The sequence below is a fragment of the Blastococcus capsensis genome, assembly GCF_030165005.1.
Taxonomy (GTDB): Bacteria; Actinomycetota; Actinomycetes; order Mycobacteriales; family Geodermatophilaceae; genus Blastococcus; species Blastococcus capsensis.
The window spans coordinates 150,390-175,364 of record NZ_JASNNW010000012.1 but is presented as its reverse complement, the minus strand read 5'-3'; the positions used below and the strand labels follow the sequence as shown (position 1 = coordinate 175,364).

30 protein-coding genes are annotated in these 24,975 nt (G+C 74.6%); 18 read left to right on the top strand and 12 right to left on the bottom strand.

All coding sequences use genetic code 11. The features are described from left to right. Nucleotides 1–90: 90 nt before the first annotated feature. The 3 genes from sp36 to QOZ86_RS12650 all read left to right on the top strand — a co-directional run bounded on the left by sp36 (nt 91) and on the right by QOZ86_RS12650 (nt 1,652). Nucleotides 91–261: a Sp36 family protein gene (sp36, locus tag QOZ86_RS12660; RefSeq protein WP_014374390.1), complete on the top strand. Its 171-nt coding sequence runs from the start codon at nt 91–93 to the stop codon at nt 259–261. Next, entirely contained in the window at nt 258–737 is a 480-nt protein-coding gene (locus tag QOZ86_RS12655; RefSeq protein WP_284492326.1) for a RidA family protein, read from the top strand. Before sp36 ends, QOZ86_RS12655 begins: the two co-directional genes overlap by 4 nt. A gap of 126 nt (nt 738–863) precedes the next feature. Continuing rightward, nucleotides 864–1,652 (top strand): NUDIX hydrolase, encoded by a 789-nt coding sequence (locus QOZ86_RS12650; protein WP_284492325.1) that lies wholly within the window; start codon nt 864–866, stop codon nt 1,650–1,652. Nucleotides 1,653–1,844: 192 nt separating this feature from the next. On the opposite strand, the gene QOZ86_RS12645 is transcribed toward QOZ86_RS12650, so the two are convergent. Both QOZ86_RS12645 and QOZ86_RS12640 read right to left on the bottom strand, forming a co-directional pair. Beyond that, entirely contained in the window at nt 1,845–2,519 is a 675-nt protein-coding gene (locus QOZ86_RS12645; RefSeq protein ID WP_284492324.1) for a Crp/Fnr family transcriptional regulator, read from the bottom strand. Between the two features lie 180 nt (nt 2,520–2,699). Further along, nucleotides 2,700–2,942 (bottom strand): hypothetical protein, encoded by a 243-nt coding sequence (locus tag QOZ86_RS12640; protein ID WP_284492323.1) that lies wholly within the window; start codon nt 2,940–2,942, stop codon nt 2,700–2,702. Nucleotides 2,943–3,043: 101 nt separating this feature from the next. Here QOZ86_RS12640 and nth point away from each other — a divergent pair, with 101 nt between their 5' ends. Genes nth through QOZ86_RS12615 form a run of 5 tightly spaced genes read left to right on the top strand, consistent with a single transcriptional unit; the run spans nt 3,044 to nt 6,845 of the window. Further along, nucleotides 3,044–3,844: an endonuclease III gene (gene nth / locus QOZ86_RS12635; protein ID WP_284492322.1), complete on the top strand. Its 801-nt coding sequence runs from the start codon at nt 3,044–3,046 to the stop codon at nt 3,842–3,844. Next, a complete protein-coding gene (locus tag QOZ86_RS12630; RefSeq protein WP_284492321.1) occupies nt 3,844–4,416 on the top strand; it encodes a TlpA family protein disulfide reductase in 573 nt (190 codons plus the stop codon). Before nth ends, QOZ86_RS12630 begins: the two co-directional genes overlap by 1 nt. Beyond that, the gene (locus QOZ86_RS12625) at nt 4,413–5,174 is read left to right on the top strand and encodes an NUDIX hydrolase (RefSeq protein ID WP_284492320.1); all 762 of its coding nucleotides are present in this window, start codon (nt 4,413–4,415) and stop codon (nt 5,172–5,174) included. Before QOZ86_RS12630 ends, QOZ86_RS12625 begins: the two co-directional genes overlap by 4 nt. Continuing rightward, on the top strand, nt 5,171–5,659 hold the full coding sequence (locus QOZ86_RS12620; protein ID WP_284492319.1) for a plastocyanin/azurin family copper-binding protein: 489 nt from the start codon (nt 5,171–5,173) through the stop codon (nt 5,657–5,659). Before QOZ86_RS12625 ends, QOZ86_RS12620 begins: the two co-directional genes overlap by 4 nt. Nucleotides 5,660–5,663: 4 nt before the next feature. Then, nucleotides 5,664–6,845, top strand: coding sequence for a MarP family serine protease (locus QOZ86_RS12615; RefSeq protein ID WP_284492318.1), 1,182 nt, complete (start codon nt 5,664–5,666; stop codon nt 6,843–6,845). 158 nt (nt 6,846–7,003) lie between these two features. Here QOZ86_RS12615 and QOZ86_RS12610 read toward each other — a convergent pair whose 3' ends face one another. The 3 genes from QOZ86_RS12610 to acs form a co-directional block, all read right to left on the bottom strand. Then, nucleotides 7,004–7,933 carry an alpha/beta fold hydrolase gene (locus QOZ86_RS12610; RefSeq protein WP_284492317.1) on the bottom strand — a complete coding sequence of 310 codons (930 nt, stop codon included), beginning with the start codon at nt 7,931–7,933 and terminating at the stop codon, nt 7,004–7,006. Nucleotides 7,934–7,938: 5 nt separating this feature from the next. Further along, nucleotides 7,939–8,439, bottom strand: coding sequence for a phage holin family protein (locus tag QOZ86_RS12605; RefSeq protein WP_284492316.1), 501 nt, complete (start codon nt 8,437–8,439; stop codon nt 7,939–7,941). A 218-nt stretch (nt 8,440–8,657) separates the two neighbouring features. Next, the gene (gene acs / locus QOZ86_RS12600; protein WP_284492315.1) at nt 8,658–10,616 is read right to left on the bottom strand and encodes an acetate--CoA ligase; all 1,959 of its coding nucleotides are present in this window, start codon (nt 10,614–10,616) and stop codon (nt 8,658–8,660) included. Nucleotides 10,617–10,748: 132 nt separating this feature from the next. Here acs and QOZ86_RS12595 point away from each other — a divergent pair, with 132 nt between their 5' ends. From QOZ86_RS12595 to QOZ86_RS12580, 4 genes are all read left to right on the top strand, one after another. Beyond that, the gene (locus QOZ86_RS12595) at nt 10,749–11,489 is read left to right on the top strand and encodes a (2Fe-2S)-binding protein (protein WP_284492314.1); all 741 of its coding nucleotides are present in this window, start codon (nt 10,749–10,751) and stop codon (nt 11,487–11,489) included. Between the two features lie 34 nt (nt 11,490–11,523). Continuing rightward, nucleotides 11,524–12,375, top strand: a complete 852-nt coding sequence (gene ygiD / locus QOZ86_RS12590; RefSeq protein ID WP_284492313.1) for a 4,5-DOPA-extradiol-dioxygenase — start codon at nt 11,524–11,526, stop codon at nt 12,373–12,375. A 287-nt stretch (nt 12,376–12,662) separates the two neighbouring features. Continuing rightward, entirely contained in the window at nt 12,663–13,502 is an 840-nt protein-coding gene (locus tag QOZ86_RS12585) for a hypothetical protein (protein ID WP_284492312.1), read from the top strand. Beyond that, nucleotides 13,483–14,097 carry a class F sortase gene (locus tag QOZ86_RS12580; RefSeq protein ID WP_284492311.1) on the top strand — a complete coding sequence of 205 codons (615 nt, stop codon included), beginning with the start codon at nt 13,483–13,485 and terminating at the stop codon, nt 14,095–14,097. Before QOZ86_RS12585 ends, QOZ86_RS12580 begins: the two co-directional genes overlap by 20 nt. A 14-nt stretch (nt 14,098–14,111) precedes the next feature. On the opposite strand, the gene cobA is transcribed toward QOZ86_RS12580, so the two are convergent. Next, nucleotides 14,112–15,305, bottom strand: a complete 1,194-nt coding sequence (gene cobA, locus QOZ86_RS12575; RefSeq protein ID WP_284492310.1) for a uroporphyrinogen-III C-methyltransferase — start codon at nt 15,303–15,305, stop codon at nt 14,112–14,114. Between the two features lie 184 nt (nt 15,306–15,489). Continuing rightward, a complete protein-coding gene (locus QOZ86_RS12570) occupies nt 15,490–15,771 on the bottom strand; it encodes an aminotransferase class I/II-fold pyridoxal phosphate-dependent enzyme (RefSeq protein WP_284492309.1) in 282 nt (93 codons plus the stop codon). A gap of 404 nt (nt 15,772–16,175) precedes the next feature. On the opposite strand from QOZ86_RS12570, the gene QOZ86_RS12565 reads away from it, so the two are divergent. Together QOZ86_RS12565 and QOZ86_RS12560 are read left to right on the top strand one after the other, a co-directional pair. Further along, nucleotides 16,176–17,240, top strand: coding sequence for an AbrB family transcriptional regulator (locus QOZ86_RS12565; protein ID WP_284492308.1), 1,065 nt, complete (start codon nt 16,176–16,178; stop codon nt 17,238–17,240). A gap of 121 nt (nt 17,241–17,361) precedes the next feature. Further along, nucleotides 17,362–17,577 carry a hypothetical protein gene (locus tag QOZ86_RS12560; RefSeq protein ID WP_284492307.1) on the top strand — a complete coding sequence of 72 codons (216 nt, stop codon included), beginning with the start codon at nt 17,362–17,364 and terminating at the stop codon, nt 17,575–17,577. 6 nt (nt 17,578–17,583) lie between these two features. Here the strand turns inward: QOZ86_RS12560 and QOZ86_RS12555 are convergent, their stop codons facing one another. After that, nucleotides 17,584–18,084, bottom strand: coding sequence for a type II toxin-antitoxin system PemK/MazF family toxin (locus tag QOZ86_RS12555; protein ID WP_284492306.1), 501 nt, complete (start codon nt 18,082–18,084; stop codon nt 17,584–17,586). A 171-nt stretch (nt 18,085–18,255) separates the two neighbouring features. Here QOZ86_RS12555 and QOZ86_RS12550 point away from each other — a divergent pair, with 171 nt between their 5' ends. Next, nucleotides 18,256–18,453: a hypothetical protein gene (locus tag QOZ86_RS12550; protein ID WP_284492305.1), complete on the top strand. Its 198-nt coding sequence runs from the start codon at nt 18,256–18,258 to the stop codon at nt 18,451–18,453. Between the two features lie 254 nt (nt 18,454–18,707). Here QOZ86_RS12550 and QOZ86_RS12545 read toward each other — a convergent pair whose 3' ends face one another. Continuing rightward, the gene (locus tag QOZ86_RS12545) at nt 18,708–19,307 is read right to left on the bottom strand and encodes an MSMEG_1061 family FMN-dependent PPOX-type flavoprotein (RefSeq protein ID WP_284492304.1); all 600 of its coding nucleotides are present in this window, start codon (nt 19,305–19,307) and stop codon (nt 18,708–18,710) included. Between the two features lie 37 nt (nt 19,308–19,344). Between QOZ86_RS12545 and QOZ86_RS12540 the strand changes: the two genes are divergently transcribed. Next, nucleotides 19,345–19,734: an acyl-CoA thioesterase gene (locus QOZ86_RS12540; RefSeq protein ID WP_284492303.1), complete on the top strand. Its 390-nt coding sequence runs from the start codon at nt 19,345–19,347 to the stop codon at nt 19,732–19,734. Here the strand turns inward: QOZ86_RS12540 and QOZ86_RS12535 are convergent. The 3 genes from QOZ86_RS12535 to QOZ86_RS12525 all read right to left on the bottom strand — a co-directional run bounded on the left by QOZ86_RS12535 (nt 19,721) and on the right by QOZ86_RS12525 (nt 23,028). Beyond that, nucleotides 19,721–21,223: a cobyric acid synthase gene (locus QOZ86_RS12535; RefSeq protein WP_284492302.1), complete on the bottom strand. Its 1,503-nt coding sequence runs from the start codon at nt 21,221–21,223 to the stop codon at nt 19,721–19,723. The two genes, QOZ86_RS12540 and QOZ86_RS12535, sit on opposite strands and share 14 nt — an antisense overlap. Then, the gene (locus tag QOZ86_RS12530; protein WP_284492301.1) at nt 21,220–21,885 is read right to left on the bottom strand and encodes a lysophospholipid acyltransferase family protein; all 666 of its coding nucleotides are present in this window, start codon (nt 21,883–21,885) and stop codon (nt 21,220–21,222) included. Before QOZ86_RS12530 ends, QOZ86_RS12535 begins: the two co-directional genes overlap by 4 nt. 192 nt (nt 21,886–22,077) lie before the next feature. Next, on the bottom strand, nt 22,078–23,028 hold the full coding sequence (locus tag QOZ86_RS12525; protein WP_284492300.1) for a cobalamin biosynthesis protein: 951 nt from the start codon (nt 23,026–23,028) through the stop codon (nt 22,078–22,080). 67 nt (nt 23,029–23,095) lie between these two features. Here QOZ86_RS12525 and def point away from each other — a divergent pair, with 67 nt between their 5' ends. Both def and QOZ86_RS12515 read left to right on the top strand, forming a co-directional pair. Continuing rightward, nucleotides 23,096–23,653 (top strand): peptide deformylase, encoded by a 558-nt coding sequence (gene def / locus QOZ86_RS12520; protein WP_284492299.1) that lies wholly within the window; start codon nt 23,096–23,098, stop codon nt 23,651–23,653. Nucleotides 23,654–23,791: 138 nt separating this feature from the next. Continuing rightward, nucleotides 23,792–24,970, top strand: a complete 1,179-nt coding sequence (locus QOZ86_RS12515; RefSeq protein ID WP_284492298.1) for a glucose-1-phosphate adenylyltransferase family protein — start codon at nt 23,792–23,794, stop codon at nt 24,968–24,970. The last annotated feature ends 5 nt before the right edge of the window (nt 24,971–24,975 follow it).

The window sequence follows — 24,975 nt, the reverse complement described above, 5'->3', positions numbered from 1 at the left end:
GGACCCCCTGCCCCCCACTGCTCGCAGGCTCGCAGCGGGACCCTGCAGGGGGCCGGGACCCTCCACGGTTGGTGCGCTAGCGTCGCGCCCATGAGCGAAGCCGCCCGCCAGAAGTGGGAGTACGCGACCATCCCCCTGCTGGTCCACAACACCAAAGCGATCCTCGATTCCTGGGGCGTCGACGGGTGGGAGCTGGTGACCGTGCTCCCCGGCCCCGCCGGCGCCGAGCAGCTGGTCGCCTACCTCAAGCGCCCGGTATGACCGACTCGACCCAGCCGGGGCAGGGCTGGCACGCCCGGCTCGCCGAGCTCGGCATCCGGCTGCCGGCGGTGGCCGCCCCGGTCGCCGCCTACGTGCCCGCGGTGCGCAGCGGCTCCCTGGTGTTCACCTCCGGCCAGCTGCCGTTCGTCGACGGCGGGCTGCGCCGCACCGGCAAGGTCGGCGGCTCGGTCGACGTCGAGGCCGCCGCCGCCGACGCCAAGCTGTGCGCGCTCAACGCGCTCGCCGCCGTCGACGGCCTGGTCGGGCTGGACTCGGTCGCCCGGATCGTCCGCGTGGTCGGCTACGTGGCCAGCGTGGAGGGCTTCACCGGCCAGCCGCGCGTGGTCAACGGGGCCAGCGAGCTGCTCGGGCGGATCTTCGGCGAGGCCGGGCAGCACGCCCGCAGCGCCGTCGGCGTGGCGGAGCTGCCCCTCGGGGCCCCGGTCGAGGTCGAGCTCACCGTCGAGCTGCTATGACACTGCCGTCCTCCGGACGGCACCGCGGCCAAGCCTCGGTGCCGGTTGCGCCGAGCGTGTCCCGGTTCCTCGCCGGGAGGTCCTCCGGACCCCCACTGCTCGGAACCGACGACTGCGTCGTGTGGCATGCCTGAGCCGAAGCAGGCGGCCACCGTGCTGCTGCTGCGCGACGGGACGCCCGGGCTGGAGGTGTACCTGCTCCGCCGCACCAAGGGCATGCCCTTCGCGGGCGGGATGACCGCCTACCCCGGTGGCGGCGTCGACCCTCGGGACGGCGACACCGAGATCGGCTGGACCGGGCCGTCGCCCGCCCACTGGGCCACCGCCTTCGGGTGCGACGAGCGAACGGCCCGGGAGCTGGTCTGCGCCGCGGTACGGGAGACGTTCGAGGAGGCCGGCGTCCTGTTGGCTGGACTGCCCGGCGATGCAGTGGTGCCGGACGTCTCCGGCGACGACTGGGAGGAGCAGCGGCAGGCGCTGCTGAGCCGGGAGCTGTCGCTGGCCGGGCTGCTGGCCGACCGTGGCCTGGTGCTCCGGGCTGACCTGCTGCGGCCGTTCGCGCACTGGATCACCCCGCCGGTCGAGCCGCGGCGCTACGACACCAAGTTCTTCGCCGCGGCGCTCCCGGTCGGGCAGGAGGCGCGGGACGTGTCGGGCGAGGCGGACGAGGCCGCGTGGCTGAGCCCGGCCGCCGCGTTGGCCGAGCTGGAGGCCGGCACCCGGCCGATGCTGCCGCCGACGTCGCACACGCTCGGCCAGCTGACCGAGTTCCCCGACGTCACCACCGCCCTCGCCGGGTCGCCCCCGCAGCCGATGCACCCGATCAGCCCGCGGTTCGAGGAGACCCCTGACGGCCGCTGGGCGGTGCTGCCCGACGGCACCCGCATCCGGGTCGCGGTGCCATTGCCTTCGTGACGCTCCGCGTCACACCGCGGCCAATGGCCGTCCCCGGCTGGCGCTGAGCGCATCCGGTGACGCCGTCGGGAAGCCTCCGGCCCCCGCGCCGGCGCCACCCAGGCAGTCACCCGGCGCCGGACCGAGCATCGAACGCCAGAGGCCCGGAACCTGATCGGTTCCGGGCCTCTGGCGTTCAACGGTCGTGCAGCATCACCGCGCGCGGCGGCGCAGGCGCTCCTCGTCGAGGACGACGACCGACTTGCCCTGGAGCTGGATCCAGCCGCGGTGCACGAAGTCGGCCAGCGCCTTGTTCACCGTCTCGCGGGACGCGCCGACGAGCTGGGCCAGCTCCTCCTGGGTGAGGTCGTGCTTCACCCGCAGTCCGTCGGATTCGCGGCTGCCGAAGCGGTCGGCCATCTGCAGCAGCGCCTTGGCCACGCGGCCGGGAACGTCGGTGAAGATCAGGTCGGCGACGGAGTCGTTGGTACGGCGCAGGCGGCGGGCCAGCACGCGCAGCAGCTGCTCACCGATCTCCGGGTGCGCCTCGATCCACGGCAGCAGCACCGACTGCGGCATGCGGGCCAGCTTCACGTCGGTGACCGCGGTGGCCGTCGCGGTGCGCGGGCCCGGGTCGAAGACCGACAGCTCGCCGAACTGGTCGGACGGGCCCATGACCGCGAGCACGTTCTCCCGGCCGTCGGGTGACCGGCGGGACAGCTTGATCTTGCCCGTCATGACGATGTACAGGCTGTCGCCGGGCTCGCCCTCGTTGAAGATCACCCGGCCCCGCGGCAGGTTGATCGTCTCGAGGCGGCTGAGAACGGGGTCCACCGCATCCTCGGAGAGCCCCTGGAAGAGCCCCGACTGAGCCAGCACCTCGTCCACTGCACGTCCTCTCACACTCTTCGCCGACACAGGGGTGCCCGTGTCGAACGCGAGTCTAGGCGGCTGTGCAGTCGGTCACCCGTTCGGTGGGCGGACGCGTCCCTCCTCCGAGCGAGATGTCGCCTCCCTGCCGGGTCCCGCCGCGAGCGTGCGAGCGGTGGGGGGTAGCGAGGTCCTCCCTCAGACCAGCGGCGGGTTGTCGGAGCGGCGGGCGCTGTGCCGCCGTCGCCGCCAACGGGACAGGGCGCGCCGGATCCCGGACGTCGCCAGGGTGTCGACCTCGCCGGGCGTGGCGGTGTTGAGGAACTCGCTGACCTCGCGGGCGGACGATGCCGGGCGGCGGAGGGGCTCTTCCACCCGTTCCATGACCAGCAGGAAGGCGATGAGCAGCGGTGGGAAGAGGATGACGCTGAGGGCGACCATCCCGACCTCCTCTGCGTCGTCGGCGTGGAACCGGGGGAGCGGCCCGTCCTCGATGATGGCACGGAAGGAGAAGGTCGGCAGGCCCGCCTACCCTCGAGCGCGTGTCCGCACCCGCCTCTTCACCGGCCTATGCGCGCCCGATCCGTGCCCGTCGTCCCACCCGCGCGGCGCTGACCGGGGCATCGCCGTTCGATCCGGACGAGACGCCGCTGGCGCGAACCCGCCGGGCCCGCCGGATGGCCCGTGAGCTCGCCGTCATCCACCCCGATGCGCACTGCGAGCTCGACTTCACCAACGCCTTCGAGCTGCTGGTCGCCACGGTCCTGTCGGCGCAGACCACCGACAAGATGGTCAACAAGGTGACGCCCACGCTCTTCGCCCGGTACCCCGGCGCGGTCGCGCTCGCGGGAGCCGACCGGGAAGAGCTCGAGGCCGTCCTCAAGCCCACCGGCTTCTTCCGGGCGAAGGCGAACTCCGTGCTCGGGCTCAGCCAGGCCCTCGTCGAGCGGTTCGACGGCGAGGTCCCGCGCCGGATGGCCGACCTGGTGGCCCTCCCCGGCGTCGGCCGCAAGACCGCCAACGTGGTGCTCGGCAACGCCTTCGGCGTGCCGGGGCTGACCGTCGACACCCACTTCGGCCGGCTGGTGCGCCGGTTCGGCTGGACCGACGAGGAGGATCCGGTCAAGGTCGAGGCGGAGATCGCGCAACTGGTCCCGAAGAAGGAGTGGACCGACTTCAGCCACCGGGTGATCTTCCACGGGCGCCGGGTGTGCCATGCGAAGAAGGCGGCGTGCGGTGCGTGCGGCCTGGCGCAGTGGTGCCCCTCGTTCGGCATCGGTCCGGTCGATCCCGAGGTGGCCCTGAAGCTCGTGAAGACACCCGTCGCCTCGGACACCGAGTGATGCGCCGACCGATCGCGGCCCTCGCACTCGGCATCCTGCTGACCGGCTGCACCGGCGCGCCGGCCGACGACGGCGCCCCGGCCGCCGCGCCCTCGACGGCGGTGCCGGACCTGGTGGCCTGCCCCGAGCAACCCGAGGCGGCGGCCGCCGGGGCGCAGCGGCTGCCGGCGCTGGCGTTCGAGTGTCCCGGGGGCGGCTCGCTCGACCTCGCCCGCGCCCCGGGAGCGCCGATGGTCGTGAACCTGTGGGGCAGCTGGTGTCCGCCGTGCCGGGAGGAGATGCCGGTGCTGCAGGAGTTCGCCGAGCTGGCCGGGGACGAGGTCCGGATGCTGGGGGTCATCAGCAAGGACGGCCTGCCGCAGGCGGCGTCGTTCGCCGAGGACGCCGGCGTCACCTTCCCCAGCGCGTTCGACGGCGACGGAGAGCTGATGGCCGAGCTCGGCATCAACGTCCTGCCGTTCACCTATTTCGTCGACGCCGGGGGAGCACTGGTGCACACCGAGGCGGGGCCGGTGGGCTCGCTCGACGAACTCCGTGGCCTGGTGGTCCAGCACCTGGGCGTCCAGCTGTGAGCGCGCAGCCGGTGGCCGACGGGGTGCCCGACTACCTGCGCCGGCTGGTCGAGCGCGCCGACGACCTGCCGTTACGGCACCGCATGCCGCAGGCGACGCGCACCGCGCGGCGCTCCGCCGTCCTCATCCTGTTCGGTGAGGGCCCGCGCGGCCCCGACGTGCTGATCATCGAGAAATCGCTGCACCTGCGCAGCCATGCCGGCCAGCCGGCGTTCCCGGGGGGAGGGGCGGACCCCGGCGAGGACTACCCGGTCGAGACGGCGCTGCGCGAAGCAGAGGAGGAGGCGGGCATCGACCCAGGGGGTGTGCGGGTGCTGGCCACGCTGCCGGAGCTCTTCCTCGGCCCGTCGGACAACCTCGTGGTGCCCGTCGTCGCCTGGTGGGACGACCCGCGGGACGTCACCGTCGGCGATCCCCGGGAGGTGGCCCGGGTCGCCCGCGTCCCGCTCGCCGACCTCGCCGACCCGGCGAACCGCTTCCGCGTCCGGCACCCGGCCGGCTTCATCGGCCCGGCCTTCGGCGTTGCCGACATGGTGGTGTGGGGGTTCACCGCAGCCCTGCTCGACGCGATCCTCGAGGCGGCCGGCCTCGCGCGCCCGTGGGACGCCTCCGACGTCCGACCGCTGCGCGAGACCGGGGTGCGCCCGCCGCACCTCCCCGGCTCGCTGGGCGCCGGAGGAGCCGAGGACGCCGCCGCGCCGACCGTGGCCGATCCCGCGCCCGACGGCGCTCCGACGCGTACGGTTCGGCCCCGATGAGCGGCGAAAGGACCACCTCCTCCCCACCCCTCGCAGGCTCGGGGCGGGACCCGGGAGGTGGCCGGGGCCACCGGGGAACGGCCGTCGCGGTCGCCGCTGCGCTGGTCCTGCTGGCCGGCTGCGGCAGCGAGGTGCCGGCCCCGGCGCCGGTTCCCGAGGGCCTGGGTGAGGTCACGGTGGCCGCCGACGGGGTCCAGGAGATCACCGTCCAGACCAGGGACGACTACGAGTTCTACCCGGACCACTTCACCGTCGCCCCCGGGCGGGTGCGGCTGACCGTGGAGAACGTCGCCGACCAGATGACCCACAACCTCGAGTACACCGACGAGGAGCTGCCCGCCCCGATCGACGCGGGCGTCCCCTTCCTCGCCCCCGGGCAGCAGGAGACGATCGAGTTCGACGTCACGACGCCGGGCGACTACCCGTTCGCCTGCACCTTCCACCTCCAGCTGGGCCAGGTGGGCACGATGACGGTCAGCGGGTGACCGGGTGTCCCTGGTCGACGTCCTGCTGATCGTCCTCGCGCTGCTGTTCGCCCTGTCCGGGTTCCGGCAGGGCCTGCTCGTCTCGGCCACCTCGATCCTCGGGTTCCTGGGCGGCGCCGTCCTCGGCGCCCAGCTGTCGGGCCCGGTGGCCGACCGGATCGACGGATCGAGCGTGACCCGGGTGTTCGCCGCACTCGTGGTGGTGCTCGCGGGGGCACTGCTCGGCCAGATCCTGGCCGGTGCGGCCGGACGGGCGCTGCGGTCCCGGGTCACGTGGGAGCCGGCCAAGATGGTCGACTCCGCAGCCGGGGCGGTCGCCTCCGCGGCGTCGGTCCTGCTGGTCGCGTGGATGGTCGCCTCACCGCTGGCCAGCTCCCCGTTCCCGCAGGTGGCCAGCCAGATCCGTCAGTCGGCACTGGTGCAGGCCGTCGACGGGACGGTCCCGGACGGCGTCCGCACCGTCTACCAGGACCTCCGGGACGCGATCGACCGGCGTGGGCTGCCCGACGTGCTCGACCCGCTCACGCCGACCGATGCCCGGGAGGTGCCGGCGCCGGACCCGGCGCTGGTGGACAGCACCGTCGTGAATTCCGTCGAGGGGTCGGTGGTGAAGATCCGCGGCATCGCTCCGTCGTGCTCGCGGCAGGTCGACGGCTCCGGCTTCGTGTACGCCCCCGAACGGGTGATGACCAACGCGCACGTGCTGGCCGGCGTCACCGAGCCGGTGGTGGTCGCCGAGGGAGAGGAGTACGACGCGGTGCCGGTGTTCGTCGACGAGGCCGTCGACGTCGCGGTCCTGGCGGTCCCGGGCCTGCCGCAGGTGCCGCTGACATTCACCGCGGCGGCCGCCGAGACGGGGGACGACGCGTTCATCATGGGCTACCCGGGTGGCGGAGCGCGGTACGTCGGACCGGCCCGCGTCCGCGACCGCGGGGAGATCAGCGGGCCGGACTTCCGGAACACCGCGACCGTGGTCCGGGACGTCTACGCGCTGTTCGGGCAGGTCCGCGCCGGTAACTCCGGAGGCCCGCTGTTCGCTCCCGACGGGAGCGTTCTCGGGGTGGTGTTCGCCTCGGCGATCGACGACCCGGAGACCGGGTACGCCCTCACCGGTCCGCAGGTGGCCGAGGCGGCCACGGCGGGCAGCAGGGCGCGCGCCGAGGTCAGCACCGGTTCCTGCGAGTGACACGCACCTCCGGTGAGGAGCCGGAACGGCTGCGCCGTGCTGTCGAGCACATCGGAGCCGGCCTACGGCCCCTCCGGTGAATGGCTTCGCGATTCACCGGCGGTCACCCCACCGGAGGTGTGTTCGCGAATCCACCGGAGGGCGCCGGGAGCGGTGCCTCAGACGGTCGCCCAGTTCGCGATGGCGGCGGTGACCTGCTCGGCGGCCTCTTCCTGCGGGAAGTGGCCGACGCCGGGGAGCTCCCGCCACTCGTAGGCTCCCGCGACGTACCTGCCCGACCCGCGGGCGGTATCCGGCAGCACGTAGGGGTCCAGCGCGCCGTGCAGCTGCAGCGTCGGAGCGGTGACCGGTGCGGCCATCCGGCGGGCGTAGCGCAGGCCGTCGGGCCGCAGCTGTGACCGGCCGGCCCACCGGTAGTACTCCATCGCGCCGTACGCAGCCTGCGGGATGCGGGCGGCGGCGCGGTACCGGTCCACGGCCGCGGCGAAGTCGGCCGTACGGGACCAGTCCGGCCCCGCCCAGCGCTGCATCAGGTCGGCCACCGGGTCGTCGTCCAGGCGGGTGAGCCGGCGCTCGGGGAGCCGCGGTACCTGGAAGCCGAGCGCGTACCGCAGGGCGCGGCGCTGGCGGCGCTCGACGATCCCGGCGCGCAGCAGCCGTGGATGAGCCATCGAGACGACGACCAGCCGGCGCACCACCCGGGGTTGCAGCGCCGCCACCGTCCAGCCCAGCAGACCGCCCCAGTCGTGGCCGACCAGCACGGCCTCCCGCTCACCCAGCGCCCGTACCAGTGCGGCGACGTCGGCGGAGAGGGTCGGGAGGTCGTAGCCGCGGGGCGGCTTGTCGCTGGCCCCGTAGCCGCGCAGGTCGGGGGCGACGGCGCGGAACCCGGCGTCGGCGAGGGCGGTCAGCTGCGACCGCCAGGTCCACCAGAACTGGGGGAAGCCGTGCAGCAGCAGGACCAGTGGTCCCTCCCCGGCCTCGGCGGCGTGCAGCCGCACCCCGTTGGCCGAGATGTCGCGGTGGGTCCACGGTCCGGGGAGCAGCACGCTCGTGGCATCGGGGCGGCCGTCCGGAGGGACGGTCATCGGCCTCAGACCCGGTACGACTCGTTGCCGTGCAGCTCCACCCTGCCCTCGTTCACGGTGGGCACGTCGCGGTGCCGCGCCCCCGGCGCCTCACGGTGCATCACCTCGGGCAGTTCCTTGAGCGACTCGATCGTCCGCTCCGGCTTCTCGATCTTCTTGATCATCTTCATGCCGACGAGCGCGGCGACGCCGGCCAGCGCGATGAGCAGGAGGAAGACGACGGCGTAGGAGATCCACCGGGCCAACCCCACCCAGGTGAGCAACTCGGCCAGGGCGATGAAGAAGAAGATGCCGGCGAAGGCGGCGAACACGCCGGCCGCGGCGAACGAGGCGGCGCCGATGCCGCCCTTCTTCGCCGAGGCGCCGATCTCGGCCTTCGCCAGCTCGATCTCGTTGCGGACCAACGTGGAGACGTCGGCCATCGCGCTCTGCACGAGCGTGCCGATCGAGGGCTCGACGGCCGGGCTGGCTCCGTCGGTGCGGATCTGCGACACACTGTGGGCCACGGGTGGCTCCTCCTTCGGTCCTGCGTGCGGGACGCGGTCGACGCGGTGCGACGCCCGTACCCCTGGTCATCGAAGATCGTGCCCCACGATGGCCCGGCGCGCGCTCGGAGTCCCCCCGGACGGAGCGCGGGGACGCATAGGAGGCGGGAGGCATAGGAGGCTTTACCTACGGTTCGGAGGTCCAGGACGTAGGTAAAGCCTCCTATGCCTTGGGTGGCTCAGTCCTCCGCGGGCGCGGCGGGGAGCTTGTCCTTGATCATGTTCATGACGGAGGAGTCGGTGAGCGTGGTGACGTCGCCCAGTTCCCGGTTCTCGGCGATGTCCCGCAGCAGTCGGCGCATGATCTTTCCCGACCGGGTCTTGGGGAGCTCCTGCACGACCATGATCTGGCGGGGTTTGGCGATGGGGCCGATGTCGCGGGCGACGTGGGTGCGCAGGGTCTGCACGATCTCCTCGCCGGAGGCCTCCTCCTCGGTGACGTTGCCGCGGAGGATCACGAAGGCCACGATGCCCTGGCCGGTGGTGGGGTCGGTGGCGCCCACGACGGCCGCCTCGGCCACCGTCGGGTGGCTGACCAGGGAGGACTCCACCTCGGTGGTGGAGATGCGGTGGCCCGAGACGTTCATGACGTCGTCGACCCGCCCGAGCAGCCAGATGTTGCCGTCGGCGTCCTTCTTGGCGCCGTCGCCGGCGAAGTAGGCGTCGGTGCCGAAGCGCGACCAGTAGGTGTCGACGTAGCGGTCGTCGTCGCCCCAGATGGTGCGCAGCATGGCCGGCCACGGCTCGGTGATCACCAGCAGGCCGGTGGAGTCGTTGTCCAGCTCGTTGCCCTCGTCGTCGACCACCTTGGCCGAGATGCCGGGGAAGGGGCGCTGGGCGGAGCCGGGGACCAGGGTGGTGACGCCGGGCAGGGGGTTGATCATGTGCCCGCCGGTCTCGGTCTGCCACCAGGTGTCCACGATCGGGCAGCGGCCGCCGCCGATGTTCCGGTGGTACCAGAGCCAGGCCTCGGGGTTGATCGGCTCACCGACCGAGCCGAGCAGCCGCAGCGTCGACAGGTCGAAGCCGGCCGGGATGTCCTCGCCCCACTTCATGAAGGTGCGGATGACCGTGGGCGCGGTGTAGAGGATCGTGACGCCGTACTTCTGGATCAGCTCGAACCAGCGGCCGCGGTGCGGGGTCTCCGGCGTCCCCTCGTACATGACCGACGTGGCCCGGTTGGACAGCGGCCCGTAGACGATGTAGCTGTGGCCGGTCACCCAGCCCACGTCGGCGGCGGTCCAGAAGACGTCGGTGTCGGCCTTGAGGTCGAAGCTCGCCCAGTGGGTGAAGCTGACCTGGGTCAGGTAGCCGCCGCTGGTGTGCAGGATGCCCTTGGGCTTCGCCGTCGTCCCGGAGGTGTACATGATGTACAGCGGGTGCTCGGCGTCGAAGGACTGCGCCTGGTGCTCGGTGGACTGGCGGTCGACGACGTCGTGCCACCACAGGTCGCGGCGGTCGTCCCAGTCGACGTCCTGCTCGGTGCGCTTGACGACCAGCACGTGCCGCACGCCTTCGGTGCGGGACACCGCCTCGTCGACGGCGGGCTTGAGCGCGCTGGGTGCCCCGCGCCGGTAACCGCCGTCGGAGGTGATGACGACCTGCGCGCCGGCGTCGGTGATCCGGCTGGCCAGCGCGTCGGCGGAGAAGCCGCCGAAGACCACCATGTGGACGGCGCCGATGCGGGCGCAGGCCAGCATCGAGATGACGGCCTCGGGGATCATCGGCAGGTAGATCGCCACCCGGTCACCGGCGGTGACGCCGAGCTCGGTCAGGGCGTTGGCGGCCTTGCAGACCTCGTCCTGGAGCTCTTTGTAGGTGATCGTGCGGGTGTCGCCGGGCTCGCCTTCCCAGTGGTAGGCGACCTGGTCGCCGTGGCCGGCCTCGACGTGCCGGTCGACGCAGTTGTAGGCCACGTTGAGCTTGCCGCCGACGAACCACTTGGCGAACGGCGGGTCGGTCCAGTCCAGGACCGTGTCCCACTTCTGCGTCCAGCTCAGCCGCTCCGCCGCCGACGCCCAGAATCCCAGCCGGTCACGGGCCGCCTCCCCGTAGGCCTCCGGCCCGAGGTTGGCCTGCGCCGCCAGGTCCTCCGGCGGGGCGAACGTGGGGCCGTCGACCTGGGTCATCTCGCTCATGGGGTCCTCCCGAGTCCTGCGGCGCGTGGGTCCGCGACGGTGCAGCGTGGTCCAGGACACACCGTATGGCCCCGGGCCCTCGGCGTCTTCCCCGCGCGACGTCGGCCGGGGCCGCTGCAGGAGACTGGACCCGTGACGGGCCCGCAGGCGGAGGTGGTGGCGCGCATCCCCGGTGCCACCACCCTCGGGCTGGTGCCGCCGCCGGGTGCGCTCCCGGTCCCGGCCGAGCGGCTGGCCGATGCGCGATGGCTGGGGGATCTCCTGGCCGCGCGCGCTCCCCGGGCGGGCGCCGCCCGGGTGCACGCCACGGTGTGGTGGTACTCGGCGTCCGCCGTGCTCCTGGCGCCGGTGCTGGCCGGGCTGGCCACGGGTAGTCCGCTGTCGGCGCGGCCGGCCGACACCACGGTGTTCCTCGGCCACGGCGGGCTGCCGGTCGCAGCGGTGTCCGCGGTCGCCGGTGGCGATCCGGCCGACGGTCTGCGGGAGTGCCTGTCGGCCGTGGTCCCGGCGCTGGCCGCGGCTGCCCGCATGCGGCCGCGGCCGCTGTGGGCGATCGCCGCCGACTCACTGGCGGGCGGGCTGCTGACCCTCGGGCGGGCGCTCGGCGACATCGGGGCGGTCACCGCCCTGGCCGGACCGCTGGCCGCGGCGGTGGGCGCACCGCTGCCGGCTCCCCGCTACGTCGACGTCGCCGGCGCGCGGTTCACCTCCCGGGTGTCCTGCTGCCTGGTCGACCGGCTGCCGCACGGGGCGGCCTGCCTGTCCTGCCCGCGCCGGCCACCGGCCGAGCGGCGCGCGCTGCTGGAGGGCGCGGCCGCCCGGTTCCGGGGATCGGGCCCGGCCCCTCGCCCTCCCGGAGCCGCCGGGAGATGATCGGCGCAGCCCGGTGACGACAGGGAGGTCGGTCATGCCCGTGATGCCTGCCGCGTTCTTCGGCCACGGCAACCCGATGAACGCGCTGGAGAGGAACCGGTACACGGAGGCCTGGCGGGCCTTCGGGCGGTCGGTGCCGCGCCCGCGGGCGATCCTCGTCGTCTCGGCGCACTGGTACGTGCAGGCCACCGCGGTGACCGCCATGCCGCGACCGCGCACGATCCACGACTTCTTCGGGTTCCCGCGCGAACTGTTCGACGTCCGGTACGAGCCGCCGGGGCTGCCGGAGCTGTACGAGGAGATCGCCGACATCGCGCATCCGACGTGGGTCGGTGCCGACCTGGACAGCTGGGGCATCGACCACGGCACCTGGTCGGTGCTGATGCACGCCTTCCCCGATGCGGACATCCCGGTGGTGCAGCTGTCGATCAACGCGCTCAAGCCGTTCGACTACCACCTGCAGCTGGGCGCCGCCCTCGCGCCGCTGCGGGAGGACGGCGTGCTGGTGATCGGCAGCGGGAACGTCGTCCACAACCTCGGCGGGGTCAGCCGTGCCCTCCCTGATGCCGGGTTCGACTGGGCGCAGCGGTTCGACGAGGACGCCAAGGAGCGGATGCTCACCGACCCCACGGACATCGGCCGGCTCGACGGGCACCGCGACTTCGACCTCGCCGTCCCCACCCCCGACCACTTCCTGCCGCTGCTCTACGTGGCCGGGGTCGCCGGTGCCACCGACGCCCCCGTCGACGTGCTCGTCGACGGCTACGCGTACGGCTCGCTGTCGATGACCGCCTACACCGTGGGCATGGACGCTCCCGAGCTCTCGGGCTCGGGAATCGCGGCGGCACTGCCGGACGGGCCCCCGCCGGACGGCGCCAACATCTGACTGGGCCACCTGTTCCTCCGCCCCGCAGGCGGGGACGGCGATGCCTGTTCGGGCTCGATGGTATGCGCCGGCGCCCGGTCCTCGAGTCGCGCACTCCGCCCCAGCGCACACGCCGGCGGTGTCGAGAACTCGGGCGCCGGCAGAGAACCCAGAGCGCTTTTCCGTGAACGACCGCTGACAGCAAGTCATGACACTCGGACGACCGGGTCGGGCGCGTCACCGGTCCGTCGGCTCGTCGTTGCGCCGGTCAGCGCTGCCGCGCACGTCCTGATGCCGGGAGGTCCCCCTTGTCGACGCACGCCCCGCTCCGTACCCGCAGCTCCCGTGGCCGACAGGCTCTGGCGGCCTCCGGCCTGACCGCCGCTCTCGTGGTCGTCCCCGGGCTGGCGAGGGCCGAGGACCCGCCAGCGCTCCCGGGCGAGGCCGGGGCGCCGCTGGGCGAGGTGATCGAGGGGGACACGGACGCCGTCGGTGGCGGAGCGCTGCCCGGCACGGAGCCGGCGGCAACGGGCGGGACGGAGGACCCGGCGCCCGCCCGGTCTCCGGAGGTCCCCCCGGAGCTCGACGCGGCGCTGGGGCAGCTGGCCGCGGCCCTCCAGCTGCCCGACGAGTGCGTGGACGGGATCTCGCAGAGCCTCGACCTCGTCGTCGGTGGCCTGCTCGCGATTCCCGCCGAGTTCGAGGCACTGGTGGCCGATCTGCGCGCAGCGCTGGAGAGGGCGGCCGCCGGCGGGGGCCCGGACGGGCTCCCCGACCTCGCGGAGGAGCTGCAGCTGATCCTCGCGGGCTCGGCGGACCCGGCCCTCGTGGCCGACTCGTCGATCGTCGAGGGGCTGGAGCTGCTGGCCGAGACCCTGCCGACCTGCATGCCCACGCTGCCGGCCGCGCCTCCGGAGTTCCCGCAGCCGCCCGCGCCCCCGGCGCCGGCTCCCGCCCCGCCGGTCGCGCCCGCGCCGCAGCCGGTGGCGCAGCCCGTCGTCTACCCGGGGTACGCGCCGACCGGTGCCGACGAGGATCGGGACGACGTCCCGCCCGCTGCCCTGGTGGGTGCGCTGGCGCTCCTGGTCGGCACCGGGGCGGGTGCGACCGCGTACCGGAGGCAGTGGCGTGCGGCTCCGACGGATTGATCCCGGCGTCGTCGCCGGCGTCCTCGTCTTCCTGGCCGCGGCCGTGGCGGTGGTCCTCGTCGTCGGGGCCCGCCCGGGTGCGGGCCCGGCACCGCAGCCGGGTGCCGCGGGGGCGGTCGTCCCGACCCGCCTGGCGATCCCGGCCATCGGCGTGGACGCCGCCGTCGAGTCGCGGGGCACCGTCCGGTACGAGAACCCCTTCACCGGGCAGGCCGTCGACGGCTACGGCGTCCCCGAGTCGATGGCCACCACGTCGTGGTGGTCCGACGGGCCGGCGCCGGGCTCCGGGCAGATGGCCGTGATACTGGGGCACGAGCAGTCCGGGGGCTCCGCCGTGTTCGACCGGCTGCACGAGCTGCGCGACGGCGACGAGGTCGTCCTGCGCAGCGCCGCCGGCGCGGTGCTGCACCTGACCGTGCTGGGCGCGCCCCGCACCGGGCTGAGCAAGGCGACCTCCGCGCTCGCGGACACGCTCAACGGGCACCCGGTGGGCGTCGGCGTCGCGCTGGTGACCTGCGGCGGGGAGTTCGACGACCGCGCGGGCACGAGCACCGACAACACCGTGGTGTTCGCGACGGTCTCCACCGCCCGCTAGTTCCGCAGGCCCGTTCAGGGCTGGTGGACGAGCCCCGCGACCTCGCCGACGACCCAGACGGCGGGGGGGCGGATGCCGCTCTCGGCGAGGGTCTCCGGCAACTCCGCCAGAGTGGTGCGGGCGGTCCGCTGGGTCGGGGTGGAGCCGTCGCTGATGACGGCCACCGGGGTGCCCGGTGCGCGGCCGTGCGCGATGAGGGCGGCGGCGATGGCGGGTGCGGTGTCCACGCCCATGAGGACGACGACGGTGCCGCGCAGCCGGCCGAGGGCCGGCCAGTCGACGAGCGAGTCGGGGTGGCCGGGCGCGAGGTGGCCGGAGACGACGACGAACTCGTGGGTGAGCCCGCGGTGGGTGACGGGGATGCCGGCCAGGGCCGGGACGGCGATCGCGCTGGTGATGCCGGGGACGACCTCGACCGGGATGCCGGCGGCGGCGCAGGCCTGGAGCTCCTCCATGCCGCGGCCGAACACGAACGGGTCGCCGCCCTTGAGGCGGACGACGCGGCGGCCGGCGCGGGCATGGGTGACCAGCAGTTCGTTGATCCGTTCCTGGGCCATCGACCGGCCGCGGGGGAGCTTGGACGCGTCGATGACCTCGACCTCGGGGGGCAGCGAGGCCAGCAGGGCCTGGGGGCCGAGGTGGTCGGCGACGACGACGTCGGCGTGCGCGAGGGCCTGCCGGCCCCGCACGGTGATCAGGCCAGGGTCGCCGGGGCCACCGCCCACGAGCACCACGCTGCCGCCCGGGACCGGCCGGGCGGCGCGGTCACCGACGGTGCCGTCGGTCAGCCCGGCGACGATCGCATCGCGGACGCCGACGGCCCGCTGCGGGTCGCCGCCGCCGTGCACGCCGATGACCAGATCGCCCTGGCGGCCGATGGCCGGGGTCCAGACGCTGGAGGCGGCCCGGTCGTCGGCCCGGGCGCAGAAGATGCGCGCCCGCTCGGCCTCCTCCGACACGGCCGTGTTCACCGCGGGATCGTCGGTCGCGGCGACGGCGTACCAGGCGCCGTCGAGGTCGCCGGACCGGTAGGGCCGCCGCAGCCAGGTGATCCGCCCGGCCGCCGCGAGCGACTCCACCGCCGGGGTGACCGCCGGGCTCACCACGGTGATGCGGGCACGGGCCTCCAGCAGGCCGGCCACCCGCCGGTGGGCGACGCGGCCGCCGCCGACGACCACCACCAGGCGGTCGCGCAGCCGCAGGCCCACGGGGTAGACCGAGCCCGACTCCGGGGGGACCGGGGTGGCGTTCAGCGGATCTCCTCGAGGCCGGCGGTCGCGGCGCCCGCTGCGGAGCGGGGCCGAGCTGTCCCGCCCAGGATCGCAGCGAGGTCTGCGGCGAAGGCGCGGGAGGTGTCCGGATCGCGGACGGTGACCCTCAGGTGGTCGGCGGTCAGCCCCGGGAAGGTCTCCCCGCGCCGCACCGCCCAGTCGGTGAGCTGCAGGCCCCCAGCGCCGCCAGCGCCGGCGTGCCGGCCGGCCACGGCGGCTGCTGGCCGGCCGTCGCGGCGACCAGCTCCGGCGGGCCCAGCGCGTACCCGACCCGGAGCCCCGCCAGCCCCCAGGTCCTGGTCAGGCTGCGGACGACGACCACCCCCGGCAGATCGGCGCACCCGGCCAGCGACTCCGGCTCGCCGGGGACCGTGTCGGCGAACGCCTCGTCGACCACGAGCACTCGCCCCTGCCGGGCCGGTCCCGCCGGCGAACGGGCCGGGTGCAGGACCGACGTGGGATTGGTCGGGTTGCCCGCGCGAGACCGCGAGGGCGATCAGGCCGGGGGCCAGTTCGGCGCCGTGGTGCCGCAGGTCGGTCACGGCACCACTCTCGCAGGCCTGTGTGACGCGCCGGTCTCGAGCAGGTCGGCGTCAGCGACTCGGTGCTGTCCGAGCACGTCCGGCAGCTGGAGGAGGCCGGGTGCGTGCGGGTGCGCAAGGCCACCCGCGCCTCGCGGGTGCGCACCAGCCTCGCGCTGCCCCCGCCGGCCGGGCGGCGTTCGACGCGCACGCCGCCGAGCTGCGGCGGATCCCGGCGGCTGACCCCTCGTGCGCCCGCTCCCGGGGCACCGGCAGAGTGACCGCCGTGCGGGGACGGCGGGGTGCGAAGCTGCTCGACGCCGCCGTCGTCGTGGCCGGCGCGGTCGTGGTCGGCCTGCTGCTCGACCTGGCGGGGATGCCCACCCCGGCGCTGTTCGGCGGTCTCGTCGCCGGCCTGGTCCGGGCGCTGGCCGTCCGGAGGCCGGCGCGCGTGCCGGAGCCCGCCGGGATCGCCGCGCAGGCCGTGATCGGCGTGGCCGTGGGTGCCCTGGTCGACCTCGGCGCGCTGCGCGCGGTGGCGGTCAACTGGCTGCCGGTCCTGCTGGTCACCTTCGCCACGCTCGCGCTCAGCCTGGGAGCGGGGTCGGCGCTGCGGCTGCACCGGGGCATCAGCCCGGTCACCGGCGCCTTCGCCATGATCGCCGGTGGGGCGGCGGGGATCACGGTGATGGCGCGTGAGCTCGGTGCCGACGAGCGGACGGTCGCCGTTCTGCAGTACCTGCGGGTGCTGCTCATCGTGCTGCTGATGCCGGTGGTCGCCACCACCGCCTACGGTGCCACCGCCGGTGCGGGCATCATTCCGGACGGCGCGAGCGGGCCCGGCTGGGGTGCCGGTCTGGCGTTCACCGCGGCCTGCTCGGTCGCCGGGGTGGCCGGAGGGCGGCTGCTGCGGCTGCCGGTCGCCGCGCTGCTCGGCCCGCTCACCGTCGCCGCGATCGTCGATCTCACCGGCCTCTCCGGGGGTGCGGAGGTGCCCGGCCTGCTCGAGGACGCCGCCTTCCTGGGGATCGGCCTGCAGGTGGGCGTCAGCTTCACCTGGGGCAGCCTGCGCGCCATCGGCGGGGCGCTCCCCGTCGCCCTGGGGATCACCGCCGCGCTGATCGTGGCGTGCGCCGGGCTCGGCGTCCTGCTGGCCGGGGTCACCGGCGTCAGTGCGCTCGACGGCTACCTGGCGACGACTCCCGGTGGCCTCAACGCCGTCCTCGCCACGGCGCGCGACTCCGGTGCCGACACGACCTTCGTGCTGTCGGTGCAGGTGCTCCGGCTGCTCGTGATGCTGGGCAGCGCGCCGCTCATCGCCCGCTGGCTGCGGCGGTCACGGCCCGGCTGAGCGGCCGGCGCTGCCCGAACCGCCGCGGCGGGCCTACTCTCGTGGACCGGCGCGCGAGCGGGAGGAGAGCGAACTGTCCGAGGAGACCGGGCCCGGGACCGATCCCGCCGACCAGGATGCGGTGCTGCTGTTCGTCGGCGGGCCCCTCGACGGCAGGGTCCAGATCCGGGCGGCGCGGCACGGCGATCCGCTGCCCACGGTCACCCACGTGCACCTGCACGGCGGGCCCAAGGTGGTGCACCGGTACGACCTGCAGGTGGTCGGCGAGCAGGCCGGGATCTACCACTTACGCCCGCCCGCCCAGAGGCTCACCCGCGAGGACCGGCTCGCCGACTGAGGAACGTCACCAGCCCTGCACACGCCGCGCCTCGGCGACGACCCGCTCGAACCTCGCACGGTCCAGCGCGGCGCCCTCCCGGCGGACGGTGGCGGGGTCGAGGACCAGCAGCCGGTCCAGCCGGACCTCGCTCGGCCGCCCCCGGGGATCCCAGGCGCCGCTGCCGATGTCGGTCCAGCGCCGCCCGTGCCGGGCCTCGTCGGCGGCGTCCCGGTCGTGGTCCTGGCTGCTGAGCATCAGCCCGGCCAGCTCCTCCCCGCGGCGGCCGACGACGAGCACGGGACGGTCCTTGCCCCGCCCGTCGTCCTCCTCGAACGGTACCCACGCCCACACGATCTCGCCCGGGTCCGGCCGGTCGTCGGCGTGCGGACGGTAGGAGACGTCGACGGTGTCGGGTCGCGGTGCGGGGCGGGACGCGGCAAGGGCCGCGCGGCCGCGTGACAGGGCACCGCGCAGGCGCCCCGCCAGCCGTGCCGCCGTCCGCCCGAGCCGTCGAGGAGCCGCCATGGGCAGCACCGTACGGACCCCTGTGGCCGGTGCCCGGACACGAAATGGTCACCGCACGTCACAGGTGACCCATCGACACCAATTGGTCACCGTGGGGGTTGGCTGCGCCGAAAGGGGGGCAACCATGGAGCTGCGGGGTGCGTCGCGGCTCCCCGGGAGAAGGGGGTCTCCATGACATCGGCAGAGCCGGCGCGGCCCGCCGTCCCGCGCACACGTGAGGTGAAGGCGAGCGTGCTCGCCGCCTTCCAGCTGGTGGAGGACGCCCGGTACTTCGGCTCCGACCGCAGGCCCCGCCGGGTGCGCGTGCGTGCGCTCGCCGAACGGGCGGTGGCCGACCGCAGGCTCGCCCGCGATCTGCGCGCCAGTTAGCACCCCGAGAGGATGGCGCCGTCCAGGGCCCCGCCCTGAGCGTGCGAAGGGCAGGGCCGGAAGCTGCTGGAGCGGCCCCCGTGCAGGGTCCCGCCGCGAGCTTGCGAGCGGTGGGGGGGCCGGAAGCTGCTGGAACGGCCCCCGTGCAGGGTCCCGCCCTGAGCGTGCGAAGGGCAGGGCCGGAAGCTGCTGGAGCGGTCCCCGTGCAGGGTCCCGCCGCGAGCTTGCGAGCGGTGGGGGGCAGGGGGGTCCTTTCAGAGCTCCTCGGTCAGCGCGGCTCGCATCACGGCATCGTCGGTCGGGATCGCGGTGTCCCGGCAGTGCTCCCGCAGCACCGTGCCGAACGAGGGGTAGGACGACCGGTCCACCCGGCGCCCGGGATCCCACAGCCCCGACCGCATCACCGACTTCGGGCACTGGAAGTACGCCCGCACCACCGACAGCACGAGCACCGACAGCGGCGGCTTGCCGAACTCGGTGAGGTCGACGTCGAGGTCGCTCGGGTCGACGACGGACGTCGTCCCGTAGACCCGCAGTGTCTCGTCGAAGCCCGGCACGAAGAACATCAGCGCCGCCCGGGGGTTGGCTTCCAGGTTGTGCAGGCTGTCGATCCGGTTGTTGCCCAGCCGGTCGGGCAGTGCCAGCCGCCGCTCGTCCAGCACGTGCACGAAGCCGGGGGCCCCGCCGCGCGGTGACACGTCCGGCCAGCCGTCGGCGGTCGCGGTGGCGAGGGTGGCGAAGGGCGAGAGCCCGATGAAATCGCGGCAGTACGCGTCCAGGGCGTGGATCTCCTTGTCGAGCACCCGCTGCGAGGGCGCGCGGTAGGCGTGCAGGGCGTCGGCGGCGGGATCCACGCCGGAACCGTAGTCGGCCACCACTAGCGTGGGCGGCGTGCCCGAGGTCTGGAGTTCCCCCGTCCGCTACGCCGAGTGCGACCAGCAGGGTGTCGTCTTCAACGGCCATTACCTGACCTGGGCCGACGAGGCGTCCAACGGCTGGTGGGCCGCTCACGGGCTCACGTGGGACGAGCTGGTCGCCCGCCGCATCGACCCGGTGGTCAGGGCCAGCTCGCTGGAGTGGACGTCGTCGGCACGCTGGGGCGACACCGTCACCGTGGACGCCGACACGGAGAAGGTGGGCCGCACGAGCGTGACCGTGCGGTTCACCGTGCGGGTGGGCGAGCGGGTGTGCTGCGTCGTCCGCAACACCTACGTCGCCGTCGCGGACGGCCGCGCCACCCCCTGGCCGGACGACGTGCGAGCGCGCCTCACCGACAGCTGAAGCCGGCGCCGGGCGGCAGCAGCGGCAGCCCGGCCGGGGGCCCGGTCTCGATCAGCCGCCAGAGCGCGTCCGTGTCGGCGTGCTCGGCGATCAGGTCACCGAGCCGGTCCAGTCGGTCCTCTCGCACGGCGGCGAAGTCGGTGTCCGGCGCGGGCACGAACCGGCGGCCGGTGATCCCGGCGACCTCGGCGAGGAAGGCCCGGCGGAAGCCGTCGTTCTCCAGCGCGCCGTGCCACGTCGTCCCGAACACCGCTCCGGCGCGGGCGCCGTCCAGGAACGGCTCGGCGTCGCCGTCCACCGTCACCACGCCGTGGTGGATCTCGTAGCCGTGCACCGTCTCGCCCAGCGCCCTGCCCATCGGGCGGGCGAGCGTCTTCTCCCGGGCGAAGCGGACGTCGGCGGGCAGCAGCCCCAGCCCCGCCACCGTGCCCACCCGAGACTCGACCTCGTCGGTGATCGTGCGGGCCAGCATCTGGTGGCCCCCGCAGATGCCGAGCACCGGCGCGCCCTCCGCTACCCGGCGCAGCACCGCATCGGCCAGGCCGGTGGCGCGCAGCCACGACAGGTCGGCCACGGTCGCGCGGCTGCCAGGCAGGACGACCAGGTCGGCGTCGGCGAGCTCCTCGGGGCGGGTGGCGTAGCGCACGAGCACGCCCGGCTCGGCAGCCAGCGCGTCCAGGTCCGTGAAGTTCGACAGCCGGGGCAGCCGGGCCACCGAGACACGGAGGACGTCGTCCCCGACCGGCGGGGCCCCCGACGAGGCCACGGGCACGTTCAGCGAGTCCTCGACGTCCAGTTCGAGGCCACCGAGCCAGGGCAGCACGCCGAGGGTCGGCCGCCCGGTCAGCGCGGTCAGCTGGTCCAGGCCGGGGCGGAGCAGCCGGACGTCGCCGCGGAACTTGTTCACCAGGAAGCCGGCGACCAGCCGCTGGTCGGCCGGCGGCATCAGGGCGACGGTGCCGTGCAGCGCGGCGAACACGCCGCCGCGGTCGATGTCGCCGACGACGAGCACCGGCAGGCCCGCCGCGGTGGCCAGTCCCATGTTGGCGATGTCGTCGGCCCGCAGGTTGATCTCGGTGGGGGAACCGGCGCCCTCGCAGACGACGACGTCGAACCGGGCGCGCAGGTCGGTCAGCGACTCGAGGACCTGCTCGAGCAGCATCGCCTTCATCGGCCGGTAGGACAGCGCCGTGACCTCGGCGACCGGCCGGCCCAGCACCACCACCTGACTGGAGTTCTCGCCGCCCGGCTTCAGCAGCACCGGGTTCATGGCCGCCTCCGGCTGCACCCGGGCCGCGGCCGCCTGCATCACCTGCGCCCGGCCGATCTCCGCACCGTCGGGGGTCACCATGGAGTTGTTGCTCATGTTCTGCGCTTTGAACGGCGCCACCGAGACGCCCTGGCGCGCCAGCCATCGGCAGATGCCGGCGGTGACCACGGACTTCCCGGCGTCGGAGGTGGTCCCGGCGACGAGCAGCGCGCCGCTCACACCGCCTCTCGGGGCAGTTCCCAGCCGGCCGTCTCCTGACCGGACAGCTCGGCGATCGCCACCATGATGCGGTCGGTGACCTCGCGGCGGGCCCGGTTGCGGTTGGCCTGACCGCGTTGCTCGGGGAAGGTCAGCGGCTCGCCGAAGGTGACCGTGACGCGGTGGGGGCGCGGCCAGCGGGCGCCCACCGGCTGCACCCGGTCGGTGCCGTGCACCGCGACCGGGACGACGGGGCAGTCGGCGGTCAGGGCCAGCCAGGCGACGCCGGTCTTGCCGCGCGCCAGCCGGCCGTCCTTGGACCTGGTGCCCTCCGGGTAGAGGCCGAAGGCGGTGCCGCCCCGCAGGATGCCCAGGGCGGTGTCGAGGGCGGACTGCGCGGCCCGGTGGGTCTCCCGCTCGACGGGGTACGCGCCCAGCGCGGTGAACAGCGTGCGGGTGACCCAGCCGCTGAACCCGCGGCCGGTGAAGTACTCGGCCTTCGCCAGGTAGGCGACGCGGCGGGGCGCGGCCAGGGGGATGACGATGCTGTCGATGAAGGACAGGTGGTTGCTGGCCAGGATCACCGGCCGGTCCAGCGGCACGTGCTCGCGTCCGGTGATGCGCGGCCGGCACAGGATGAAGAACAGTGGACGCAGCACGAAAGTGGCCAGGACGTAGAACATCGGGCTCCCTCCTCGGCGGCTCGGCGCCGCGGCGGCGGGCACCGCTGCTGCGGACGCCACGCGCTGTCCACGATCCTGCCCGAACCGGCCCGGGGGCCCGGCGGCGGCCCGGGCCGCTCGGGCGAGGGGCCAGGGCCGGGGGACAGGCGTCGCGCAGCATCCCGTGGACGCTGCCGGCCGGTGCCGTCCCGCTCATCGGTCGCGCACCGCGCGGAGGGCCACGGCCAGCCCGGCGGCGGCGAGCCAGACGGCGCGGGACAGCCGCACCGCGCGGGGGATGTCCGCCGGCGCGGGCGCACGTCCGTTTCCCAGCGGCGGCCGGTTCTCCACCCGCGAGCCGTACACGTTCCGGCCGCCCAGCCGCAGCCCGAGCGCCCCTGCCGCGGAGGCCTCGCAGCGACCCGCGTTCGGGCTGGGGTGTGCGGCGCCGTCCCTCCGCCAGGTACGCCACGCCTCGGCCGCCGAGCCGCCGGCAAGGGGCGCGCACGCCACCGTCAGCGCCGCGGTGAGCCGGGCGGGCAGCCAGTTGGCGACGTCGTCGGCACGTGCCGCCGCCCAGCCGAACCGGGCGTACCGCGGGGAGCGGTGGCCGACCATCGCGTCGAGGGTGTTGACCGCCCGGTAGCCGAGGAGGCCGGGCAGCCCGGCCAGCGCCCCCCAGAACAGCGGGGCGACGGCGGCGTCGGCGGTGTTCTCGGCGACCGACTCCACGGTGGCCCGGGCCAGACCCGCGCCGTCGAGAGCGCTGGGGTCCCGCCCGGCGAGGCTCGGCAGCGTCGCCCGGGCGGTGTCCAGGTCGCCCGCCGTCAGGGCGTCGTGCAGCCGGCCGGCCGTCCGGCCCAGCGACGTGCCGCCCAGCACGGCCCAGGTGGCGGCGGCCGTGGCCACCGTGCGCACGAACGGCCGCTGCCGGGTGCTCCGGTCGGCCACGACCCCCAGCGCCGTCGTGCCGGCGACCAGCAGCGCCCAGTGGCCGGCGCCCGCGAGACGGGAATCCCGCCAGAGGTGTCGTTCGGCCGTCGCGGCGACGGCCCCGAACCCGGCCACCGGGTGCCCCCGCCGGGGGTCGGCCAGGGCGACGTCGGCCAGCGCGCCGAGGGCCAGGCCCAGCGCGGTCGCCGGATCTGGGGCGGGGCGCGGCACGGCGTCATGGTGCCAAGCGCCCGGTGGCCGCTGCCGGGCCGGTCCGGCGTCCCTAGGATCGGGCGTCATGCGCCTGTTCGGCCGTTACGACGGCGTCGCCCGGCCGATCGTCACCTACGGCAGCAACCCGGTCCTGCACCGCCGCTGCGCGGATGTGACCGCCTTCGACGACGGGCTCCGCCGGCTGGTGCTGGACATGTTCGCCAGCATGGAGGCTGCCGACGGGGTGGGGCTGGCGGCCAACCAGATCGGGGTGGACGCCCGCGTGTTCGTGATCGACTGCCCGGACGCCGAGGGGGAGGACGTCGTCGGCTACGTCGTGAACCCCTCGCTCACCGTCCCCGACCCGGTGGGCGAGGACCCGGCGGAGGAGGTCACCGAGGAGGGCTGCCTGTCGGTGCCCGGGCCTTACGCCGAGCTGCCGCGCGCCTTCCGTGCGCGCGTCGACGGGGTGGACCTGCACGGCGACCCGGTGTCGATCGAGGCGACCGGCATGGCGGCCCGCTGCCTCCAGCACGAGGTCGACCACCTGAACGGCACCGTCTACGTCGACCTGCTGCCGGAGGAGCAGCGGGAACGGCTGCTCGCCGAGGCCGCCGGACCGGGCGGCGACCTCCCCGCCTGACCGGGGCGACGGTGTGCAGTTCGAGCCGGTGGAACTGCACACCGGCGCACATCGTCCGAAAACCGACCGCTCGTGGAGCCCGTGCGACGTCCCTGACCGCCGCGGGTGTGCCCGGCGGGCACGGGGTAGCGGGGGAGCATGGCCCTCCCGCGGATCCTCGTCCTCGTGCTCGCCGGTGGGGCCGGTGGGCGCCTCGAACTGCTCACCGAACAGCGGGCCAAGCCGGCCGTGCCGTTCGCCGGGGTCTACCGGCTCATCGACTTCCCGCTGAGCAACTGCCAGAACTCCCAGATCGCCGACGTCTGGGTCTCGATCCAGTTCCACCCCACGTCGCTGCACGACCACCTGTCCAACGGCCGGCCGTGGGACCTCGACCGCACCGCCGGCGGGCTGCTGACCCTGCCGCCGTACAAGGGCACCGAGCGCGGCGGGTGGAACACCGGCACGGCCGACTCGCTGTGGCGGCAGGCGGAGCAGATCCGGGAGTTCGACGCCGACGCGCTGATCGTCGTGAGCGCCGACGCCGTCTACAAGCTCGACTACCGCGAAGTGGTCGAGGCACACCTCGGCTCGGGCGCCGAGGTGACCATGGTGACCACGGAGGTGGCCGCCGACGACGCCCCGCGCTACGGCGTCGTCGAGGTCGGCGACGGCGACCGGATCACCGGCTACGCCTACAAGCCCGACGAGCCGGCGACGACGACGGCCACCAACGAGGTATTCGTCTTCTCGCCGACCCCGACCCTCGACCGGCTGGAGGCGCTGAACTCCGACGTGGGGGACGAGGGCCTGGAGGACCTCGGCACCCACCTGCTGCCGGCGCAGGCCGGGGACGGGCTGGCCCGCGCGTACCCGCTGGACGGCTACTGGCGCGACGTCGGCACGATCCCGGCCTACTGGGAGGCACACCGCGAGTTCATCTCCGCGGAGCCGCCGCTGGACCTGGACGCCCCGCGGTGGCCGGTGCACACCCGGGGCGGCCGGCACAGCGCGGCGCGGGTGCTGAGCGGCTCCGTCGTCGAGGAGAGCCTGATCTCCGGTGGCACCCGGGTCGGTGGGGAGGTGCGCGGCTCGGTCATCTCCCCGGGGGTGGTCATCGAGCGGGGCGCGACCGTCGTGGACTCCGTGCTGCTTCCCGGCGTGCGGGTGCGTGCGGGGGCGACGGTGACCCGCGCGGTGCTCGACGACCGGGTCGAGGTGGGCGAGGGCGCCTCGGTGGGTGGCGACGGCGACATCACGCTGGTCGGCCGGCAGGCGCGGGTCGCCGACGGCACGGAGCTGGCCGCGGGCGCGCGCTACCCCGAGCCGGAGGACTGAGCCCG

Coding starts and splice junctions, on each gene's coding strand:
- sp36 (WP_014374390.1), top strand. CDS start 91: ATGAGCGAAGCCGCCCGCCAGAAGTGGGAGTACGCGACCATCCCCCTG.
- QOZ86_RS12655 (WP_284492326.1), top strand. CDS start 258: ATGACCGACTCGACCCAGCCGGGGCAGGGCTGGCACGCCCGGCTCGCC.
- QOZ86_RS12650 (WP_284492325.1), top strand. CDS start 864: ATGCCTGAGCCGAAGCAGGCGGCCACCGTGCTGCTGCTGCGCGACGGG.
- QOZ86_RS12640 (WP_284492323.1), bottom strand. CDS start 2,942: ATGGTCGCCCTCAGCGTCATCCTCTTCCCACCGCTGCTCATCGCCTTC.
- QOZ86_RS12630 (WP_284492321.1), top strand. CDS start 3,844: ATGCGCCGACCGATCGCGGCCCTCGCACTCGGCATCCTGCTGACCGGC.
- QOZ86_RS12620 (WP_284492319.1), top strand. CDS start 5,171: ATGAGCGGCGAAAGGACCACCTCCTCCCCACCCCTCGCAGGCTCGGGG.
- QOZ86_RS12610 (WP_284492317.1), bottom strand. CDS start 7,933: ATGACCGTCCCTCCGGACGGCCGCCCCGATGCCACGAGCGTGCTGCTC.
- acs (WP_284492315.1), bottom strand. CDS start 10,616: ATGAGCGAGATGACCCAGGTCGACGGCCCCACGTTCGCCCCGCCGGAG.
- ygiD (WP_284492313.1), top strand. CDS start 11,524: ATGCCCGTGATGCCTGCCGCGTTCTTCGGCCACGGCAACCCGATGAAC.
- QOZ86_RS12555 (WP_284492306.1), bottom strand. CDS start 18,084: ATGGCGGCTCCTCGACGGCTCGGGCGGACGGCGGCACGGCTGGCGGGG.
- QOZ86_RS12550 (WP_284492305.1), top strand. CDS start 18,256: ATGACATCGGCAGAGCCGGCGCGGCCCGCCGTCCCGCGCACACGTGAG.
- QOZ86_RS12530 (WP_284492301.1), bottom strand. CDS start 21,885: ATGTTCTACGTCCTGGCCACTTTCGTGCTGCGTCCACTGTTCTTCATC.
- def (WP_284492299.1), top strand. CDS start 23,096: ATGCGCCTGTTCGGCCGTTACGACGGCGTCGCCCGGCCGATCGTCACC.
- QOZ86_RS12515 (WP_284492298.1), top strand. CDS start 23,792: ATGGCCCTCCCGCGGATCCTCGTCCTCGTGCTCGCCGGTGGGGCCGGT.